The sequence below is a fragment of the Chitinivorax sp. B genome (assembly GCF_005503445.1).
Classification (GTDB): Bacteria; Pseudomonadota; Gammaproteobacteria; order Burkholderiales; family SCOH01; genus Chitinivorax.
Genome location: NZ_SCOH01000005.1, coordinates 139,365 through 159,881, shown reverse-complemented (window position 1 = coordinate 159,881; position 20,517 = coordinate 139,365). Strand labels below are relative to the sequence as shown.

General features: G+C 53.5%; 19 protein-coding genes. 10 read left to right on the top strand and 9 right to left on the bottom strand.

What is annotated here, in order from left to right:
* Positions 1–4 precede the first annotated feature (4 nt).
* The 5 genes from FFS57_RS05275 to FFS57_RS05255 all read right to left on the bottom strand — a co-directional run bounded on the left by FFS57_RS05275 (position 5) and on the right by FFS57_RS05255 (position 7,471).
* A complete protein-coding gene (locus FFS57_RS05275) occupies positions 5–2,299 on the bottom strand; it encodes a M9 family metallopeptidase (protein ID WP_137936711.1) in 2,295 nt (764 codons plus the stop codon).
* A gap of 597 nt (positions 2,300–2,896) precedes the next feature.
* The gene (locus FFS57_RS05270) at positions 2,897–3,415 is read right to left on the bottom strand and encodes a dihydrofolate reductase family protein (RefSeq protein ID WP_137936710.1); all 519 of its coding nucleotides are present in this window, start codon (positions 3,413–3,415) and stop codon (positions 2,897–2,899) included.
* A 71-nt stretch (positions 3,416–3,486) separates the two neighbouring features.
* A complete protein-coding gene (locus FFS57_RS05265; RefSeq protein ID WP_137936709.1) occupies positions 3,487–5,232 on the bottom strand; it encodes a DUF885 domain-containing protein in 1,746 nt (581 codons plus the stop codon).
* A 103-nt stretch (positions 5,233–5,335) separates the two neighbouring features.
* On the bottom strand, positions 5,336–7,027 hold the full coding sequence (locus FFS57_RS05260; RefSeq protein ID WP_137936708.1) for a glutamine--tRNA ligase/YqeY domain fusion protein: 1,692 nt from the start codon (positions 7,025–7,027) through the stop codon (positions 5,336–5,338).
* A 102-nt stretch (positions 7,028–7,129) separates the two neighbouring features.
* A complete protein-coding gene (locus FFS57_RS05255) occupies positions 7,130–7,471 on the bottom strand; it encodes a DMT family protein (protein ID WP_137936707.1) in 342 nt (113 codons plus the stop codon).
* Between the two features lie 204 nt (positions 7,472–7,675).
* Here FFS57_RS05255 and FFS57_RS05250 point away from each other — a divergent pair, with 204 nt between their 5' ends.
* The 7 genes from FFS57_RS05250 to FFS57_RS05220 all read left to right on the top strand — a co-directional run bounded on the left by FFS57_RS05250 (position 7,676) and on the right by FFS57_RS05220 (position 13,557).
* Entirely contained in the window at positions 7,676–8,764 is a 1,089-nt protein-coding gene (locus FFS57_RS05250) for a nuclear transport factor 2 family protein (protein WP_137936706.1), read from the top strand.
* Positions 8,765–8,767: 3 nt separating this feature from the next.
* The gene (locus FFS57_RS05245) at positions 8,768–10,048 is read left to right on the top strand and encodes a L,D-transpeptidase family protein (RefSeq protein ID WP_137936705.1); all 1,281 of its coding nucleotides are present in this window, start codon (positions 8,768–8,770) and stop codon (positions 10,046–10,048) included.
* Positions 10,049–10,143: 95 nt separating this feature from the next.
* The gene (locus tag FFS57_RS05240; protein WP_137936751.1) at positions 10,144–10,719 is read left to right on the top strand and encodes a peptidylprolyl isomerase; all 576 of its coding nucleotides are present in this window, start codon (positions 10,144–10,146) and stop codon (positions 10,717–10,719) included.
* Between the two features lie 77 nt (positions 10,720–10,796).
* Positions 10,797–11,294 (top strand): peptidylprolyl isomerase, encoded by a 498-nt coding sequence (locus FFS57_RS05235; protein WP_137936704.1) that lies wholly within the window; start codon positions 10,797–10,799, stop codon positions 11,292–11,294.
* A gap of 118 nt (positions 11,295–11,412) precedes the next feature.
* Positions 11,413–12,651, top strand: coding sequence for a UDP-2,3-diacylglucosamine diphosphatase (locus FFS57_RS05230; protein WP_249383894.1), 1,239 nt, complete (start codon positions 11,413–11,415; stop codon positions 12,649–12,651).
* A gap of 283 nt (positions 12,652–12,934) precedes the next feature.
* Positions 12,935–13,219 (top strand): c-type cytochrome, encoded by a 285-nt coding sequence (locus FFS57_RS05225; protein WP_137936750.1) that lies wholly within the window; start codon positions 12,935–12,937, stop codon positions 13,217–13,219.
* Positions 13,220–13,239: 20 nt separating this feature from the next.
* Complete coding sequence (locus tag FFS57_RS05220; RefSeq protein WP_349306716.1) at positions 13,240–13,557, top strand: c-type cytochrome; 318 nt, start codon at positions 13,240–13,242, stop codon at positions 13,555–13,557.
* Between the two features lie 50 nt (positions 13,558–13,607).
* Here the strand turns inward: FFS57_RS05220 and FFS57_RS05215 are convergent, their stop codons facing one another.
* Positions 13,608–14,051 carry a DUF1841 family protein gene (locus FFS57_RS05215; RefSeq protein ID WP_137936702.1) on the bottom strand — a complete coding sequence of 148 codons (444 nt, stop codon included), beginning with the start codon at positions 14,049–14,051 and terminating at the stop codon, positions 13,608–13,610.
* A gap of 12 nt (positions 14,052–14,063) precedes the next feature.
* Complete coding sequence (locus FFS57_RS05210; protein ID WP_137936701.1) at positions 14,064–15,125, bottom strand: FIST N-terminal domain-containing protein; 1,062 nt, start codon at positions 15,123–15,125, stop codon at positions 14,064–14,066.
* 116 nt (positions 15,126–15,241) lie between these two features.
* On the opposite strand from FFS57_RS05210, the gene nadC reads away from it, so the two are divergent.
* A complete protein-coding gene (gene nadC / locus FFS57_RS05205) occupies positions 15,242–16,075 on the top strand; it encodes a carboxylating nicotinate-nucleotide diphosphorylase (protein WP_137936700.1) in 834 nt (277 codons plus the stop codon).
* Between the two features lie 64 nt (positions 16,076–16,139).
* Here nadC and folB read toward each other — a convergent pair whose 3' ends face one another.
* On the bottom strand, positions 16,140–16,496 hold the full coding sequence (folB, locus tag FFS57_RS05200) for a dihydroneopterin aldolase (RefSeq protein ID WP_137936699.1): 357 nt from the start codon (positions 16,494–16,496) through the stop codon (positions 16,140–16,142).
* A 93-nt stretch (positions 16,497–16,589) separates the two neighbouring features.
* On the opposite strand from folB, the gene plsY reads away from it, so the two are divergent.
* Positions 16,590–17,195 carry a glycerol-3-phosphate 1-O-acyltransferase PlsY gene (plsY, locus tag FFS57_RS05195; protein ID WP_137936698.1) on the top strand — a complete coding sequence of 202 codons (606 nt, stop codon included), beginning with the start codon at positions 16,590–16,592 and terminating at the stop codon, positions 17,193–17,195.
* Positions 17,196–17,340: 145 nt separating this feature from the next.
* Here plsY and FFS57_RS05190 read toward each other — a convergent pair whose 3' ends face one another.
* Positions 17,341–18,039, bottom strand: a complete 699-nt coding sequence (locus tag FFS57_RS05190) for an SMI1/KNR4 family protein (protein WP_137936697.1) — start codon at positions 18,037–18,039, stop codon at positions 17,341–17,343.
* 92 nt (positions 18,040–18,131) lie between these two features.
* On the opposite strand from FFS57_RS05190, the gene FFS57_RS05185 reads away from it, so the two are divergent.
* Complete coding sequence (locus FFS57_RS05185) at positions 18,132–20,498, top strand: heavy metal translocating P-type ATPase (RefSeq protein WP_249383893.1); 2,367 nt, start codon at positions 18,132–18,134, stop codon at positions 20,496–20,498.
* Positions 20,499–20,517: the final 19 nt, after the last annotated feature.

The following is a 20,517-nucleotide window of genomic DNA, read 5'->3' as shown; positions in this document are numbered from 1 at the left end:
AGTTTCAACGCGATTGCACGTTTTGTGTGGCCAGGTTGATTGTGCTTGGGGTATTGAAGCTGGCTGAGACGGTGACCCCCGCAAACGGCTTGGTTGCCATCAATGCCAGGTAGTGCCATCTGCCACCAGCCGGGTTGGCAATGTTGAAGGATTCCTCGTTTCCTTGATTGGTCGAGCGATAGTGATAGTGACGTGGGCTGGGCCAAACGTTGATGCCCAGGTAGGCATCGGCATTGCCTGTACCACCACTGACACGGACAGACAGATTGGTGGCGCCTTCCGGTACCCATAGGGTGAGGTATTTCACCATGTTGCTGCCGATATCACGGATCATGCAGCCATTTTCCAGCTGCTTGTTGGTATTACAGTCCGGCAGATCGCCGGGTATCGGCGGTTCACCATCCGTTGTGGCTTGCTGCACCCAGGTGGCAAATTCGTTGTCGTAACGGGTGCCGATCTGATTCATCAGATTCTGATAACCGATGTAATCGCCCACTCGGAAGCGTGCCAGAGCATTGTCCACATCACTGCGGTGCCGTTCCATCATGAAGCGGGTCGCCATGTAGCCCCAGCGATAGGCTCGGGTGACGTAGTCGCTCATTGAGTAGGTATTGCCAAAAATCTGGCTTAGACGGTAGGTGCCGCTGCGGGTGGCGTCGATGGCCTTCTGGTTGTTGTTGCGCAGCGACAGGTATTCACCGATACCTTCAATCCACCAGACGCTGGGTTTCTGGGTGGAATCACCAAAATCGCCATACATATTGAAACGGCCATCCAGATAATGGACGTATTCATGCTCCAGGTTCCAGATGCTGAACTGGGGGCGCATCCAGGAGGCCTCATGCGCGATGAAACGGGCCTGGTTGCCTGGTGTGGCGGGATTGCCTTCCAGATACATGCCGCCGTTGTTGGTGGAGATATCAAAGATCGGACCGGCGTATTTGTCATAGTTGGTGTAATCGTCAAACACCACCACTTCCAGCGATGTGTTGTTGTCGTTGGCAACCGGCTTGCGCTGAGTGCGCAACATGGTATGGAAATAGTTTTCCTCTGCCCCCAATGCCGCGCAGCTGGCCTGCATCTGCTCTGTGTTCATGTCCTGCGCCATGATGCGGATGGTTGGACTGCAGGTGTAACGGTTTGGCAGGACGGCATCGATCAATTTGTCTTGGAAATTGCAGGTGCCATATTCGGCACAGTTGGCTTTGTCGTAGTAATCCACACCTTTTGCAGCAGCAATCCATAACAGGCTGTCTGGTCCGGTCATGCTACTGCCAGCCAGAATGCCTTTCAGCATCGGCTTGACACGGGGTTTCATCACATCATGTTGCATGAAGCGGAACAGTTCATTGGCCGTATCGCTGAGTTGATAGGCTTTCTTGTTGGCCAGCAGGGCCAGCTTGTTTTGTTGCAGGAAGTTGTATAAGGCCGTCGCATAGCTGTCATCCTGTAACAGAATGGGCTTGGCATCGGGTCGCCAGTGGGCGTAATACAGAATGGTCAGCAATCCGGTATAGCCAGCGTCGGCCTCATAAGTGCTGAACATATCACTGGCATTGGGATTGGCGGGTGAGTTGGTCAACTGGATGATCCATTGTTTGACTCTGGGTAGAAAATAGCCCTCGTCATACATATTGGTGATCAGTTTCATCACCTCGCTGGCTGTACTGCGAGCCTTGGCATTGGGCTGAAACAGTGACGGCTTGTCCATCAGCTGAGCCAAAGCGGGCCGTACGATATCGCGGACGCTGGTGGGTGGAGCTCGGTTGGCATCGCCCGCAGCCAGGTAGTAGCCTGCCCGCAGATATAGCACCAGATTGGCCAGGGCACGGCTGGTATTGTCGTAACGAGCTGCTTCCAGCGCGAGCCGATTGGCGACCGCATGCAGGTTATCTTGTGTATAGATGCGTGTTTCCTGGCTACTGGTAGCAGAGAACAGACCATAGGTACATTCGACATCAGGCAGGTTGGCTACATAGTCAGCCAGTGCTGTGCCACTGTACGCTGCCATCTTTTCCAGATCACTACACTCGGTGGTCGGGGCGGTCAACCGATGTGCCTGTTGAGTCGGTACCAGATCCAGACGAGGTTTGGTGGAAGCGGGTAGATTGAAGCGGATCTGGGCGTCGCTTGGTGGAAGCGATTGGCGCTGATGGGGTGGGGCAGCTTGGGTAAGGCGCTCATGGCGGTGTTCATCGGCATGGTCCTGTGGGCCGGCAGCAAAAGCGAAACTGCTGGAGCCGGCAGTTGCCAGCAACACCAGCAGCAAACGGCGGGTAAACGGGGGCGTCAACATCATCAAGCTCCTATCATTGTTTACATATCCGGGCACTGTCTTGAATCTGGCGCTCATTGTCCTAGTCATGAAACCCCAGGCTTGTCCAGATGCCCTTCAGAACATACCGGGCGACTGATCGCCCAGCGGATGTGACGGTGGTGTGTAGTTAAACCCCGTCGGCTTCGCCGTATATATCTGTATTTGACGATATCGGCATTCTCGTCAAATCTGCAGGCAATTGAATGGATGAGGGGAATGCATCACATCGTAACTGACTGACTATGTGCGGAAATATGGCGGATTGCATTAGCCGGGTATTGCACTAAATCGACGTATGTATGGGGATTTTTGACAAGAGTGTGACGGAATGAAGAATAGGTTGGCTGACCAACAGTACCATGTGACTTTTGAGCGCTCATGCCTCTTTTCCGGTCAATTGCTTATACGGACATGAGATCGTCTGAATATGGCTTTGAATGATTGCAGTGCAGGTCATGGAGTGATGGTAGGCACGGTGGAATGGATGCTGCCACACCATCTACCTGGCTTGATGGGTAGGTGATGAAGGGAAAAATGAGGGGTATTAGAGAGAGGCACTGCCAGTGCCTCGACCTTAAGTCACTCGCGCCGACGCTGATAAGTCAGTTGCACCAACCCGGTATCAAATGACTCCTGACTGACCAGTTGCAACGGAAGGGATCGATGGCCAGGACGAAACAGCGGGATGCCATCACCCAAAATCACCGGGTGTACCGACAGAATGAATTCGTCGATCAGATCTGCCTGCAGACAACTATCCACCAGTTTGGCACCGCCTACCAGCCAGATTGTTCCACCCTCCTGTTGCCGGGCCTCGCGTAGCCAGGTATCGACCGGATCAATGATGAAACTGACATCAGGGTCGTCCACCCCAGCCAGACGGTGGGAGAATACAACTCCTTGCTTGCCGGCATAGGGATAATCGCCAAAGCTTTTCAGTTGCTGCCAAGTGTGGCGACCCATCAACACCGTATCAACGCGTTCATAGAAGGCTGTATAGCCGTAATCCTGATCTGCAAACAGCCAGTCGACACGGCCATCTTCACGTGCGATATAGCCATCCAGACTGGTGGCAATGAACAGGCTGACCGGGCGCATGACGGGTGCTCCTTTCGCGAATCATGTTGACGATGGCTGCAACCCGCCGCATGGGCAGGTTGCAGGTGGTGTTACTGAAAACGCGGGATGAAGTCTTTGCGGACAGCATCGGTCAATTGATCAGGTGGCAACAGCCCCTGCGCCAGAATGAAATCATGGAAAGCTTGCTGATCAAAACGCTTACCCAGCTTGAACTCGGTTTGATGACGCAGTGCCCGCAGTTTCAGATACCCATGATAGTAGGATGTGGCTTGGCCTGGGTCACGGAAGGCATAGCGGTCGGCTTCCTGTTGGGCAAAGGCTTCGGAAATCAGTACTTCTTTCATCAGGAAATCCTTGGCCTGGTCCGGGGTGATCTGGCCAGTATTGACCATGGGGTCAAGGAAGCCACGTGCAATACGCAACATGCGATCCTTCAGTGACAACAGCTGGCCTTCTGGTGGCATGTAAGGTCGTATCAATGCTTCGCTATACAATGCCCACCCTTCGATGTTGGCTGTGTCATTTGCAAACAGGCCACGGGCCAGCGAAACTCCGTTTTCAACGATGCGGGTAAACTGCAATTCATGGCCGGGGCGGGCCTCGTGGGCGGTCAAGGTCCAGGATGCAGAAGGATTCAGATCGTCGCTGGTGTCAGCCCCGCTCTTGGCATTGGGATTACGCAGTGGGATCAGGAATTCTCCTCGCTCCCCCGTATTGCCGATCAGCCGAGGTGGCTTCATTTGTGCAGAAGGTACGGCTGCGGCTTCGGCCTCTGTGGAAAGACGGATGATCGCATCGCGTTCCGGCAGGCTGAGAATACGTTCCCGACGGATGATTGCCTCAATCGTGCGTAGCCGCTGCTGGTAATGCGGCAAGACCTGGTCATTTGGCAGGGTTTCTGCCAACAGCACCCGCAATACTTCCCGGTAGTCCTTGTTGGGCAGCTTGCGTTCATTTGCGATCTGGTCGGCCAGTGCTTGCATTTCGTCACGGATTTCCAGAAAACTGGCGGTGGAACGTTCAATCAGCTCAGAGGGAGTCAGATCCACACCATTTGCCTTCAACCGGAATGCATACAGTGCTGGTGGTAGCTGTGCTTGGCGTCGAGTCTTGGGCAGCAGGTTGGTTTTCAACCACCCGTCGTAATCTTTCAATTGCTGGGCAAGCTGGGCATGGGCGGCTTCCCAGCCGGTCAGCTTGGCAGTCTTGAACAGGTCGGCAATCCCATCCAGATACCGTTGTGTGTTACCCATTCCTTGTAATAGATCATCGCGATAAGGACCGATCAAACCCGGCTGTTTGAAGGTTTCCTGGGTACGAGCCTTGGCCAGTTCTACCAAGGGCTGGTTACCCGGTATCAGTCCAGCATAGCGTTTCAGTCGCTCGACGGCTCGTTGCTTACGGTTCGGTTGGTTTTGTTCCTGCAACAATGCTTCCAACCCATGAAAGATGTTTTCCGATACGTTGATGTAGGGAATCAAGTGGGTGCGAAAAAGCTGGTTTCCCGTCAAATCCTGTTGCAGGCGTCGAGTCAGGATCATCAGATCCTGTTTGACGCGTGGGTCGCGCTCAGTCTTGTCAGCGTTGGCGAGGGTCGTCAACGCCTTTTTGAGATCGCGCTCCCGTCGTTGATCAAGATTGGGCTGTAGATCGACGATCTGGGTGTCAAAGGCTTCCAAGCCATCGAGTGACGCCATTTCAGGATGATAACGACTGTTCATCTCCAGGATGGGTTGGGTGTATCGGTCGCTGGTTTTGATCCAGTCTTGATTCTGTGCCCAGCTGGCAGCAGGTATTAGTGCGGTAAGGCTAAGGGTAATGAGTGTACGCTTCATTATTCTGGCTTTCGTGACACTGCAAAGGAATGAAAAAGCCGGCTTAAAAGGCCGGCTCACAGTCTATTGCAGCGTCGCCCAAGGCGTCCACTGGCTCATTGGGTCAGTTTTGCTTGGCCCATGAATCTTTCAGGCCAACGGTACGGTTGAACACCAGCTTGCTACCCGGCTGGTGATCGTAGCGGTCGGTCACAAAATAGCCAATGCGTTCGAACTGATAACGGGTTTCAGGTACGGCATCCTTTACGCATGCCTCGATATAGCCAGTGACCACTTTCAATGAGTTCGGATTGATGAACTGTTTGAAATCGACATATTCGCCGTCGTCGCCACGTACAGCATCTGGGCGCTCGACGGTGAACAGTCGGTCATACAGGCGCACCTCCGCCTCGACAGCATGTTCAGCAGATACCCAATGAATCACGCCTTTGACCTTGCGGCCAACTGGATTCTGTCCGAGGGTCGCCGGGTCCAGTGAGCATTTCAGCTCAATGACACGACCGTCGGCATCCTTGATTACCTCGTCGCATTTCATCACATAGCTGTAGCGCAGCCGTACTTCGCCACCCGGTGTCAGGCGCTGCCAGCCTGCTGGCGGCACTTCGGCAAAGTCATCCCGTTCGATATAGATGACTGGCGAAATTGTCACATCGCGCTCACCGAATTCTGGGTGGTGTGGGTGGAACGGTGCGGAACGGTAGCTGGTGACACCTGGTTCAAAGTTGGTCAGCGTGACCTTGATTGGGTCCAGCACTGCCATGACGCGCGGGTCTTCGGCCTCCAGCGTCTCACGTACAGCACCTTCCAGTACCGAATAGTCCATGACGTTTTCGCTCTTGGAGACACCACAACGTTGTGCAAACAAGCGAATACCAGCCGGACTATAGCCACGACGACGCATGCCAGATATGGTCGGCATGCGAGGATCATCCCAGCCGGTTACCAGGCCTTCGGTTACCAATTGATTCAGCTTGCGCTTGGAAGTGACGGCATAAAGCAATTCGGCACGGGAAAATTCGATCTGCTGAGGGTGACATCCAATACTGATGTTATCCAGCACCCAGTCATATAATGGACGATGTGCCTCGAACTCCAATGTGCACAGGCTATGGGTGATGTGTTCGATGGCATCCGAGATGCAATGGGTGTAGTCATACATTGGATAGATGCACCACTTGTCGCCAGTACGGATGTGGTGTGCACGGCGGATTCGATAGAACACCGGATCGCGCAGGTTCAGGTTGGGCGAAGTCATGTCGATTTTCAGGCGCAAGGTTTTGCTGCCGTCAGGGAATTCCCCTGCCTTCATGCGGCGGAACAAATCAAGGTTCTCATCTACACTGCGATCGCGGTAAGGGCTATTCTTGCCGAGCTCGGAAAAATTGCCGCGATATTCGCGCATTTGTTCTGCAGTTAACTCGCATACATAAGCCTTGCCGGCACGGATCAGTTCTTCGGCCAAATCATAGAGCCGATCAAAATAATCGGAAGCCCACTTTACTTCGCCATTCCACTGGTAACCCAGCCATTTGATATCAGCCTGGATGGATTCGGCATACTCAACCGATTCTTTTTCAGGGTTGGTGTCATCGAAACGCAGGTTGCATTGGCCCTGATAGTCTTCCGCCAGCCCGAAATTCAGGCAGATGGATTTGGCATGGCCAACATGTAGATAACCGTTCGGCTCAGGCGGGAAGCGGGTGATGATGCCTTTGTGCTTACCCGTGGCGAGATCGTCGTCGATGATCGAACGGATGAAATTGGAAATGACGGGCGTTGTGTTGTCGCTGCTCATAATGCGAGGAATTGGAGAATATCGTGTAAAAGCGGGATTTTAACCTAAAACAGTAGAGGAACGGTTTTGTGTCGTGGACTGGTCATGCGCAATGGCCAGTGGTTACGCCCGGAACATGAAGTACACCGCACCCAGAATGCACATGGCAGCCCACACATAATCCCATTTGAACGGTTGCTGCATATAGAACACTGCAAAGGGGACAAAGACGGTCAGTGAGATGACTTCTTGAATGATCTTCAACTGCGACAGGCTGAGCGTGGTGTGGCCGATGCGATTTGCAGGCACCTGCAACAGGTATTCGAACAAGGCGATACCCCAACTGGCCAGCGCGGCGATAATCCAGGGCTTGCTGGACATGTCTTTGAGGTGGCCGTACCAGGCAAACGTCATGAACACGTTGGACGCCGAGAGTAATAAAACGGTTTGTAGTGTAGGAGACATGCTGGATATCGAAAAAGCTTACATATTACAAAGCCTTGTGGAATTCTGCGAGTGATTTGGTTGGCCTTCGAGCGATAGGGTTATTCTGCCAGACAGCGCACGGAGCCTGTCATCATGGGTAACTCAATGCATGGCAGCCAATTTGCGGGCGGCTTCTGATAAAATTTGTAAATTATGCGTCCTTGGAATGTGACCCCCTTCACCATGAAATTGCGTCCGATTGTTTCAGCCGCTGTTTTTGCCTTGTTGCCGCTCTTGTCCGTCCAAGCTGCCGAGCCACAGGAAATCGCCAAAATGGCCAAACAGGGCCAGTATGCCCAAGCGCTGGAACGCGCTGACAAGTTCCTTGCCACCAATCCGAAGGATGCCCAGGTGCGATTTCAGAAGGGGCTGGTACTGGCGGAGATGAATCGTACACAGGAAGCCATCAAGGTTTTCACCGCCTTGTCGGAAGATTTTCCGGAATTGCCAGAGCCATACAATAATCTGGCAGTGCTGTACGCCGCCCAAAATCAGTATGACAAGGCCCGGCAGGCGCTGGAAATGGCGATTCAGACTCATCCCAGTTATTCCGTGGCCCATGAAAACCTGGGTGACATCTACGCCAAGCTGGCCAGTCAAGCCTATGACAAGGCATTGCAACTGGACAAAAGCAACAGCAACGCCAATACCAAGCTATCACTGATTCGTGAACTTTTCAGCCGTGCAGGTAGTGGTCGTCAGCAAACAAACCCAGCTACCAATCCCACGCCGGCCCCAACTGCCAAGGCTTCGACACCCACCACAGCGCCTGCTCCCGTGCCAGTTCCTGTGGTCAAGCCCGTAGCTACCCCCGCACCCATAAGCAAGCCGGCGGAGAAGCCCTCGACAGCTGCAGCGCCTGATTCAAAGCCGGAACCGGCCAAACCTGCGGAGCCTGAGAGGCAACCGAAGAATAGTAGTGATGATGCTGTGGTGGATGATGTCCTGCGTACGGTAAACAATTGGGCGCAGGCTTGGTCATCCCGCAAGGTTGCTGCCTACCTGGAGCACTATGCAAAAGGTTTTCGTCCACCCAATGGCGAAGCACGTAGCAAGTGGGAGGACTCCCGCCGCGACCGTATTGGTCGTGCCAAGCGTATCGACATAGGGGTGGCGCAGCCACAAGTCAAGCTGGAGGGAAGCGATCGCGCGGTAGTGTCGTTTATTCAACGCTACAGTTCAGATGCGCTGAAATCCACAACAGGTAAAACGCTGGTGTTAGCCAAGACCGGTGGTCGCTGGCAAATCGTCGAAGAGCGGCTTGGCCGCTAAGCGATGAGCGCACGTAATCGTCGCCCCCACTTTAAAACCGCCACACGGCTGATTGTGGTGATGGCTGGGGTATTGTATGTGGCACCGCCGACGGCCAATTCCATGAGTTCTGGTATTGTGCGCTTGCCCAAACAAGTGATGCGCGATTTGCTCGCTCCGTTGCCCAGCAAGCCGGAGCCCTTGCTGGTTGCGACTCTGCAGCGTATTCGTGAGGGACGACTGGGTGAGGCACTGAAGATTGTCGATCGTCTGCTTGAAATCGAACCTAATTACCGGTTGGCACATTTGATCAAAGGTGACCTGTTGCTGGCCCGTAGCAAGCCATTGAGTACCATGGGTGATGCCAATGGTGCTTCTGGCGAGGTGGTGTCCGACTTGCGACATGAAGCATTGGTGCGCTTGTCGCGGTATCAGGCACCACCACCAGCTAATGCGGTACCGTCGGCACTTTTACAATTGGCTCCCGATCAACCCTACGCGGTAGTGGTGGATACCACACGCTCAAGATTGTTTGTCTATCGTAATGAAAATGGTGTGCCGCGCTATGTCAGCGATTACTACATCACGATCGGTAAAAAGGGGTTTGAAAAGGCCAAAGAGGGTGATCAACGTACACCGATCGGTGTCTACCATGTTACCTCCAAGCTGGAACGCGCCAAGCTGGATAAGTTGTATGGCAGACAAGCCGAACTGTATGGCATTGGGGCTTGGCCGCTGAATTACCCCAATGAGTGGGACAAACGCCAAAAGCGGGGAGGCTCCGGTATCTGGTTACATGGCACGCCCTATGACACCTATAGCCGTGCGCCGCTGGCCAGTAATGGTTGTGTGGTGTTGACCAATCAGGACATGGGCGAAGTAGGCCGGTGGTTGCGCATCGGCGGCACACCGGTGGTGATTTCCAATGGTGTGCAATGGGTCAATCAGTCCGAATGGCAAGCGCAACGTGCAGCATTGGCGCAGCAGCTGGAGGGATGGCGCAAGGATTGGGAAAGCCTGGATACCAGCCGGTATTTGACTCATTATTCCACCAGATTTTCTGCCGATGGCAGTGATCTTGAATACTGGGCTCGGCAAAAGCAGCAAATTAACGAAAGCAAAACCTGGGCACGCGTACAGCTATTGAACATCAGCATGCTGCGTTACCCCGGGGCGACGCCCATGGCCCTGATCACCTTCGATCAGAACTATCAAAGCAATAACCTGGTCAATCAGACCAGGAAGCGTCAGTTCTGGGCGTTCGAAGAGGGCCGCTGGAAGATCGTATATGAAGGAACCGGCTGACCGACTGTCTGTCCGTTCCACAATTGGTAACCTATTCGTAGCGCGCTGATCCGCGCGCACTGATTCCACATTGTTCAGGAGATAATATGCGCATCATGCAAAAGATGGTGTTCGGCGCCATGTTGACATTGGCCGCCAATGTATTCGCCGCCAATCCTTTGGTGGAAATGAAGACCAGTATGGGCACCATCAAGCTGGAGCTGTATCCGGAAAAAGCACCAAAAACCGTGGATAATTTTCTGCAATATGTGAAAAACGGCCACTATAAGGGCACTATTTTTCATCGCGTCATCCCCAATTTCATGGTGCAAGGTGGTGGTATGACTCCGGATATGACGGAGAAATCCACCAAGGCGTCGATCAAGAATGAAGCCGACAATGGCTTGAAAAATGAAATTGGCACGGTTGCCATGGCCCGTACGGCTGACGTGGATTCGGCCACGGCGCAATTTTTCATCAATGTGAACAATAATGGCTTTCTCGACCACGGTGTGCGCGATTTCGGCTACGCCGTTTTCGGCAAGGTGGTAGAGGGCATGGATGTGGTCAACAAAATTGTTGCCGTACCTTCTGGCAACAAGGGCATGCATCAAAATGTGCCGCAAAAACCGGTTGTGATTGAATCGGTGAAACTGCTGAAAGACGGCGATGCGCTGGCAACCGGCAAATAAACGATTTCGGTCTACACTGCTTAGTAACACAATACAGGGCGACAGGGTGTCGCCCGTTTCAACATAAGGAATCCACCATGGCCAGCGTCAAACTCGTGACCAATTTTGGCGATATCGTGATCGAAATGAATGAGGCAAAGGCGCCCGTTACGGTCGAAAACTTTTTGCAATATGTACGCGATGGCCACTACAACGGCACCATTTTTCACCGTGTGATCAATGGCTTCATGATTCAGGGCGGCGGTTTTGAGCCGGGTATGAAGCAAAAGGATACACGTGACCCGATCAAGAACGAAGCAGATAACGGCCTGAAGAACGATATCTATACCATCGCCATGGCCCGTACACCCGATCCGCATTCGGCGTCCGCCCAGTTCTTCATCAACGTGGGGGATAATGATTTCCTGAACTTCACTTCACCTGATCCACGTGGGTACGGCTATACAGTGTTTGGCAAGGTCACTGCCGGTCAGGATGTGGTCGACAGTATTCGTCAGGTAAAAACAGGCTCCAAGGGTTTCCATCAGGATGTACCAGTGGATGATGTTGTGATTCAGAGCGCCGAGGTATTGTAAGTCTGCCGCGAATCTGGCATGACTGGTAGCAGTAGTATGGGTTCGAATCGGCCTCTACTACGCCTTTGTTTGCCGCATCCAAACGGGCGCTATGCGCCCGTTTCTTCGTCGAGTCATCATGAAACCGATCTATTGCATCTCCGACCTGCATCTGACGCCAGATGAGCCACAAACTGTCGAGTTGTTTCACCAGTTTTGTCGTGAATTGGCGCCTGCTGCCGGTGCTGTATACATCTTGGGCGATTTCTTTGAATATTGGGCAGGGGACGACGACTTGCCAGCGTTGTTCAATCAGGAAATTGTTGATGCGTTGCAGCGCGTTGCTCAGCAAGGTGTGGCACTTTATCTGCAGCATGGCAATCGTGACTTTCTGCTGGGAGAAGGGTTTGCAAGCGCTGCAGGCCTGACTTTGCTGCCTGACCCCTATCTACTGACACTGAATGGTCAGTCGGTTGTACTGTCACATGGTGATGCATTGTGTACCGACGACATCGAATACCAGCAGTTCCGAACCATGGTACGCAATCCGCAATGGCTGGCGCAGTTCCTGCTGCAACCATTGGAGGCACGCAAGGCTGTCATTGAGCAGATCCGCAAAAAAAGTGAGATGGCCAAGCAAAACAAAGCAACGGCAATCATGGATGTGAACCGTGATGCAGTATTGTCACTGTTCCGTGATCAGGGATGTGATTTGTTGATTCACGGCCATACCCACCGTCCCGGTCGTCATCACTATGATGTCGATGGGAAGGTCCGTACGCGGATGGTACTTCCGGACTGGTATGCGGGCAATGGCGGTTACCTGATGCTGGATGAACAAGGTTGGCACATGCGGCATTATGGCCCGGCGCGTGTATTGCAGACGCTGTTTACCACCTCTCGCACTTTGGTTCGCGAGTTTGGACGGGCTGATTTCGACGCGCTGTTTGGCTTGTGCAGTGACCCACAGACCATAGGCTGGATGGGGGATGGTAAGCCGTTGGATGTACCGACCATCCATTACTGGATCGAACGGTTGACCTTTGGCTATGAACGCTGGCGATATGGCACATTTGCAGTGGTACTGCCAGAAGATGGCCAGATCATCGGTTTTGTGGGGATCAGCTCACCGACCGATCAACCACTGGAGTTGATCTACGCTTTTGCTCCGACCTATTGGAGGCAGGGGTTGGCGACCGAAGTCGGGCAGGCATTCCTGTCACATGCGACATCACAGTGGGGTATTCTTGAATTGTTGGCAACGATTGATCCTGAAAATCATGCATCAGCCAGTGTGTTGGGCAAGTTGGGCTTTGTTCATCAACGAGATGAATTGGATGAGTCGGGTGCAGTGGCGTTTTACCAGTGGCGAGCCTAATAGGAAACAAATGGTGGTGTAGCGTTGGCTACACCATTTCTGTTTAATCATCAATGTATTAACTCTTGTTTATGTGCGCATTCATTGAAATGCTGATCGGTGCTGGTAGCCGCTGAAAAAGCGATGCTACAATGCCCGGCGGAGGCTGGATTCGCTGCAGTCGAGCCCGTTGTTCAGGGGCATACTGCAATGCCCCCGTATTGGATACAGAGGCAGACAACACAAGAGGCAGAAAGTGAGCAACTTCAAAGTGGAGGGGTCAGCACTGCTGGTGGCAGTGTTGATGGGCAGCATCTCGCTGCAGGCGCAGGCTGTGGGTGATGCCCAGGCTGGCGCAAAAAAGAACTCGATGTGCATGGGCTGTCATGGCATCGAGACCTATAAAACCGCATTTCCCAGTGTCTATTCCGTGCCCAAGATTGCCGGGCAGCATCCGCAATACATCGTCAAAGCGCTGCAAGCCTATAAAACGGGCGAGCGTGATCATCCCTCCATGCGCGGCATTGCCAGTAGTCTGAGCGATCAGGATATGGAAGATCTGGCTGCTTATTACGGCAAAGCCAAATGAAGGGGTGCATGATGAAATCGATGATCACAATATGCGCACTGACTACCTGTATGTGGGTGGTGCAAGCAGGTGCGGCCAATATCGAGGCGGGCAAGAGCAAATCAGATCAGGTCTGTGTAGCATGCCATGGCCCAGGCGGTAACAGCACCAATCCGGATTTCCCAAAACTGGCAGGGCAATACAAGGATTACCTGATTCAGGCAATGAAAGATTACAAGAGCGGCAAACGCAAGAATGCCATCATGGCACCACAGGCTCAGGGTCTGAGCAAGGATGACATCAACAATCTGGCAGCCTACTTTGCCAGCCAGCCGAGTGATCTGACCATCAAGCGCTGATCATTTTGTTGAAGCAGTCAGTAACAATGGCCGGTTGACCCGGCCATTGTTTATGCTGAATCCTGTTGCCCTAATTTACGACGTAAGCACCCCAGATAGATCGCCGGGTCGGGTGAGGTCTGATAACGCTGGGCATGCCAGATCATTTCTGCCAGACAATCCATCATATCGTGCAACGCGGCATGCTCATCCTGTTGCTGCTCGCATAGTTTCAAGTACAGCGCCTTGACCCCGGCCGGTTGGTCGATTGATAACTGTTCTTCAATAGCCAGGTGCATGGACAGATGCAAGAACGGGTTGGTGTTGCCATGTTCGGGTAGGTAGTCCCGATCCAGATAACGATCAGGTTGGTCCAGCATAGTGTGGTATTCAGGGTGTGCCACCAGAATACCGATCGTGATTTTTTCCAGATCGGTCAGAGGTTGTTGTTCGCGATACTTGCGCCATGTATCGAATAAAAACTGGCGGGCCTGATCTCGGGTTGGATTGAACATTTCAAACTTCCATCATGCAGTGGGCCAGAACAGGCCAAATACTACGCTGTTGTCCAGCATACGGGCAGGTTGGCCAGGCGCGATCTGGCCATTGCCGTACAAGGCCAACAGCGGGACATTGGGAAATTGACGACGAAACTGGACCAAGTCCAGATCTTCCCCACCATAAAACGCGGGGCCCCGGCCGGCGCTGGTAAACATCAGACCAAAGCTGGGGGGCTCAGTCATGTCTGTCGTCATGGTCTCCAGCAAGCTGGCGGTTTCCTGTTCGCTATACAAGGCTTGCCGCAACCCCCAAAACACCCGTTGACCAGGTTCCAGCTGGCGAGTCATGGTGATGCTATGCTCATCCAAACATAACAAAGGGCAGGGTACGATATCGTTGCCAGCTTCGACGAGCAGGGCCAGACGCGTTTCCAGTTGGCGCATCGGCGTGGCCCGTTCATAACCAGGCAATACGCGCTGTAGTGTTTGCCAGGGTGGTACGCCATCCAATTCCGTAATGGTGAAGCGGTTGACTGCGGTGACAGGTAAGCCGTCGGCCAATGGTCGATAGCCGTGGGCTGCCGCTACGCGACAACGCATACCTGTCAATCGGAAGTCGATATGACCTTCCATGACAGATCCCGCGTTGCGGAAAATGGCGTACGGCCCGTGCCCAGTGGCATCACCTGCCACACCGCCAAAACGACTGCCAGGGGAATTCAGCCATAGTTGATTGATAGCACTAGGTGCTGCCAACGTCAGTAGTTGTTCACGCTCTCGGCCGATCGGTGCAGGGCCGATACCAACACCTTCACCAAAGACCATGGCACAGGCTGCGGCACCATCCAGGACCCATTCTTCTTCAGTGGCCAGCCCCATTGCGGTACAACCGAAGATTTGAGTTGTACCAGCAGCCCTGGCCGCAGTTCGCAGCGTGTTGGCGATGTCGGGTGAAAAGTCGCTGGTGAGAAACAGTAACGTGCTTTCCACTCGGCTCAACCCTGCCATATCGCGCGCCGCCTCGATGACCTCGACCACCAGCTCGGCGCTGGCCTGGCGGGCGGTAGCAATACTGGAGGCAACTTTCATCGGGTGGCTCAAATCAAAAAGAGAGGCATTATACGCATGCTGCCGCAAGTTGCAGCGGCCGGCTGGCTTCAGTAAAGTGCGGGGCGATACTTCAACCGGGCAGGAGCCATTTAAGCATGACACTCAATGATGTAATCCGCCAGAACGTTACTTCCGCCTTGGCCGAAGATATCGGTGATGGTGATTTGACAGCTCAACTGATCCCGGCTGATCGACTGGGTGTGGCAACGGTCATTTCACGTGAAGCAGCGGTGGTATGTGGTACGGCATGGTTTGAGGAAGTCTTCCGGCAGGTTGACCCGAACGTTACAGTGGCCTGGCAAGTGGCGGAAGGTGAGCTGGTTATACCGGGACAGCGTTTGTGCGAACTGTCGGGCCCAGCACGCTCACTCTTGACCGCTGAACGCAGTGGGTTGAATTTTCTTCAGACATTGTCGGCAGTTGCTACTTTGACCCGTCAATATGTAGAGGCGGTAAAGGGAACTCGGGCCAAGATTCTGGATACCCGTAAGACTTTGCCTGGTCTGCGCCTGGGGTTGAAGTACGCGGTGACCGTGGGTGGTGGCCACAATCAACGGATCGGGCTGTTTGATGGCATTCTGATCAAAGAAAACCACATCATGGCTGCAGGCTCAATCGGCGCTGTACTGCAACAAGCCCTGACGTTGGCCAAACCAGGTGTCACCATCCAGATCGAAGTGGAGACGCTTGACCAGTTGAAGCAAGCGTTGGCGGCCGGTGCGACGTTGATTCTATTGGATAATATGAGCCTGGATCAAATGCAGGAAGCTGTGACAATGACAGCAGGTCGTGCCGAGCTGGAAGCCAGCGGTGGCGTGGGTTTGGATACGGTGGCCGATATCGCTGCTACCGGTGTCGACCGCATTTCGATCGGTCGCTTGACCAAAGACATCAAAGCCGTCGATTTATCGATGCGCTTCAAAATGTAATGTCGCACGAGGATTGGCATGAACTGGCGACTTATCTCTGTTCATGCCGATCCTGTTGTATTGCTTAGCCTCGCTTGCCACGTTCGATGCTGACCCCAACCCGCTTCACCCCGCGCAATAGGCCAAGTTTGGCCACGCTGATGCGGACCCAAGGGGCGCCGAATTCGAGCATGATCAGCTGGGCAATGTGTTCTGCCAGCGCTTCCAGCAGCAGGAAATGTTGTTCCGCCAGGGTTTGGCGAAGGCGTTCGACCACCTTGCCATAGTCAATGGTGTCGTCGATATTGTCGGTTTGACAGGCTACCGTTTGTGGCAAACCGATTTCGAGGTCCAATTGTAGGGTTTGGGGCGCTTGGCGTTCCCACTCATACACGCCAATCAGCGTGTCGATACGGACTTCGTGCAGGAAAATGATATCCATCGTGATAGGCGCGGCAGGTCGACGGGGTTGTCCCGATATGGCTGCGTGGCGCGATGCCTTACAATCAAAGCTGTCTATTTTAGTGGAATTGCCATGCTCTCGATAGCGTCAGCTGTTGTTGCTTATTTGATTGGATCACTCAGCTTTGCCGTTTTGGTCAGCCGCGTATTCGGCTTGGCAGACCCTCGCACCTACGGTTCAAACAATCCGGGGGCAACCAATGTGTTGCGTAGCGGCAACAAAGCAGCGGCTGTGCTTACCTTGCTGGGGGATGCCTTGAAGGGCTGGCTGGCAGTGTTTTTGGCCAACATGGTGGCGCCGCAATTGGGTCTGACTCAAAACGACATTGCATTGGTGGCCCTGGCAGTGGTGGTTGGTCACATGTGGCCAGTGTTTTTCCGCTTCAAGGGCGGTAAGGGCGTGGCAACCGCTGCCGGGGTGTTGTTCGCATTGAATCTGTGGGTCGGTTTGGCCACCTTGCTGGTATGGATGGTGGTAGCGTTATTGTTGCGGATTTCATCGCTGGCTGCTTTGTGTGCTGCGATAGCTAGCCCCATCGTCACTTATCGCTTCATTGGTCATACCGAGACGGTGATTGCCGTGACATTGATCGCCGCATTGCTGATCTGGCGTCACAAGCAGAATATTCTGGGTCTGTTGGCCGGTAAGGAAGGGCGGATAGGCGAGCGGGCCGAATGAACGTTGACAGCGAAAGCTGTGGACTGAAGGAAGAATGACGGCACCAGAAGAATGGGTGCCGTTTTTTGTTGCAGAGCGTAGCCCAGGCGAGATTACCTGTTACCAGACCCGGACTACGTTCATACAATGCTGTTCATAAGTGATTTCATTCACAATCCCACCGGGGCGTCACGGGGAAAGGGGGCTCATTGGGTTGTGGGAAATTAAGCAGGACTTCTTCAAGTTGGGCTTGTGAGATGAAGGACAACACCTGTTTGGGTCGTGCGTTTGGCCCATATACGAATGGTCGGTAGGTTGGCTCAAGGTTGCAGAGAGACCGCAGCAGCTGACGTGTTTCCGGCGCCATGAATCGGGTGATGTTGTCCACGTCGGTTCGAACAAGCTTGACCGTGTCTGATTCAGTATAGTGATCAAGCAGGTGATTCAAATTCGAAAACGCTTGTAAAAACTGTACGCAAACAAAGTCAGAAAAGCTGCCATGCTCCAGCAGGCTTTCATCACTGTCATGCCAGATCAAAGCCACGCCAGTTTCACTATTGGCCAAAGGCATCAAGCAATAGCTATCACCAGCGCCAGATTGAGCAAATGGCAAAAAGCGGCGGCCTGCTTGAAATCGAGGATGGAGCCAATCCGTCATGATCTCGGCACTTTCCGCTGCACTGATCCATTCGAAATCAATTGAACTGAACAGGGCGGGTGGATCAATCAGGTCATGTTCCCCAGATGAATTTTCCTTGCTGAACACATATTGGGTTTTGCCGGATTCAAGCAGACTACTGAGTAACGCCGGTATGGCGATCCCGATTTCAGATGCAAGCCTGAATAGCGAAGGTGAATGTTCCATGCAATTTAGTCTACTTTGACAGTTAATTTGCGCTTGAATTTTTATACCCCTTAGGGGTATATTGATCTCAACCATTTCACTAGGTAAGCATCATGGCCATCAAGCATTCATCATTTCGCCATCTCAGCCTTCCCATTTCTGGTATGACGTGTGCGGCCTGTGCTGCGCGAATCGAGAAGGTACTGAATCGCTTGCCTGGGGTATCGGCCAGCGTGAGCTTTGGGGCCGAATCGGCAGAGGTGGATTTACTCGATGGTACGAATACCAGTGCAGTAGTACAGGCAATCGAGCGAGCTGGCTATGCAGTATCACCTGCAGAACATGAGCTGGCAATTCTTGGTATGACCTGTGCCGCCTGTGCCGGTCGAATCGAGAAAGTATTGGATCGACTACCAGGTGTGATGGCCCAGGTGAATTTTGCGGCAGAAACCGCGCAAATAACGCTTCAGCCGGGGCAGACCAGCCTTGATGGTGTGCTGGCCGCAATTGAGAAAGCGGGCTATGGTGCAACTCCCATTGGTGTAGGTGGGGCCCTATCTGCAGGGCCGGCGAGGAGCGAATGGTACCTGATGGGGGTATCCATAATGCTGACTGTACCGTTGGTGATACAGATGGTTGGCATGTTTGCAGATCGCCATGAGTGGATGCTCCCGCTGTGGTTGCAATTTGTGTTGGCAACCCCAGTTCAGTTTGTGGCAGGTTGGCGTTTTTATCGCGGGACCTGGAACGCATTGCGTGGTGGGGCTGCCAATATGGATGTACTGGTAGCATTGGGTACGTCGGCTGCATGGCTGTTCAGTACGGTGATATGGCTGACTCAGGACCACGGCCATGTATATTTTGAGGCCAGTGCCTCCGTCATCACATTGGTGTTGCTTGGCAAGTGGCTAGAAGGGCAGGCGAAGTACCGCACCTTGGAGGCTTTGCAGGCATTGACCAAACTGGCACCCCAGATCGCTAACGTGGAGCGAGATGGCCGTCTGGTTAAGGTACCTGCTGCCAGCTTGTTGCCCGGTGACCTGTTTGTGGTGCTGCCAGGGGATGCCATCCCGGTCGATGGCGTAGTTGAACAAGGCGTAAGCAGTGTGGATGAATCGACCTTGACCGGAGAGAGTTTGCCAGTCGGTAAAGCTCAAGGTAGCCCGCTATTTGCAGCCACCATCAATCAAGATCAGACATTGCACGGCCGTGCAACACAAACCGGTACACATACCCAATTTGCGCAAATCATCAAGTTGACTCGCGAGGCACAAGGTAGCAAGGCTCCCATTCAACAGTTGGCAGATCGGGTTTCAGCGGTTTTCGTGCCAGTGGTATTGGTGCTTGCACTGTTGACCTGGCTGGGGTGGTGGTGGGTTGATGGATTTGAAACTGGGCTGATCAATGCGGTGGCTGTACTGGTCATTGCCTGCCCATGCGCACTAGGCTTGGCGACGCCAACTGCAGTGATTGTCGCCAGTGGGTTGGCAGCTAGGCATGGCATTTTGATCAAGCACGCTACGGCATTGGAGCACGCTGGCCGGCTGACAACGGTAGCCTTTGACAAAACTGGAACATTGACGGCAGGTCAGCCCGCTGTGGTGGCACATTGGCCGCAATCGATCATGCAAGATACGCCGATGCCAGCAGTGCTCGCGGCGTTGGTTGCTGGTTCGACCCACCCACTTTCCACAGCGGTGGCTGATTGGCTGCATGGGCAGGATGTGGTACCTGTACCTGGTGCAGCGGTCAACAATGAAGCGGGGCAAGGGGTCTGGGCTCAACTAGGTAATCACCGCTATCGTTTTGGTGCGCTGGGCTGGTTGGCCAGACATGGGGTGGCAACTGATTTATTGCCTGCTGACGAATGGCGTAGCAAAGGTTGGGCTGTCAGTGGATTTGCATGTGACGATCGATTGCTGGCTGGATTTGCCATGGCAGACCCAATTCGGGACGACTCGCCCGAGGCACTGGCCAGGTTAAAACGGTTGGGCGTAACAAGCCTGATGCTGACTGGAGATCATGCCACTGCCGCGCAGGCTATTGCTAATACAGCACATATCGAGTCTTGGCAGGCGCAACTGATGCCGGCAGACAAAACGGAAGCAATTGCGGCATTGAAAACCAGTGGAGTGCATATTGGCATGGTTGGCGATGGGGTCAATGATGCACCAGCCCTGGCTGCAGCAGATATCAGCTTTGCCATGGGGAGCGGTACCGATGCTGCGATGGCTGCGGCGGATATCACGCTCAAACGCAATAGCCTGCATGCGGTGGCCGATGCGATTGAGCTATCGCGGGCCACCCTGAACAAAATCCGGCAGAACCTGTTTTTCGCGTTTCTTTACAATATATTGGGTATCCCATTGGCCGCTGCTGGTTTGCTGAGCCCGATCATCGCCGGGTTGGCCATGGCGTTGAGTTCTGTATCGGTGGTATCGAATGCATTGTTGCTGAAGCGTTGGCGGCCAAATCGATAAAGACTTTTCTTTGTAATCA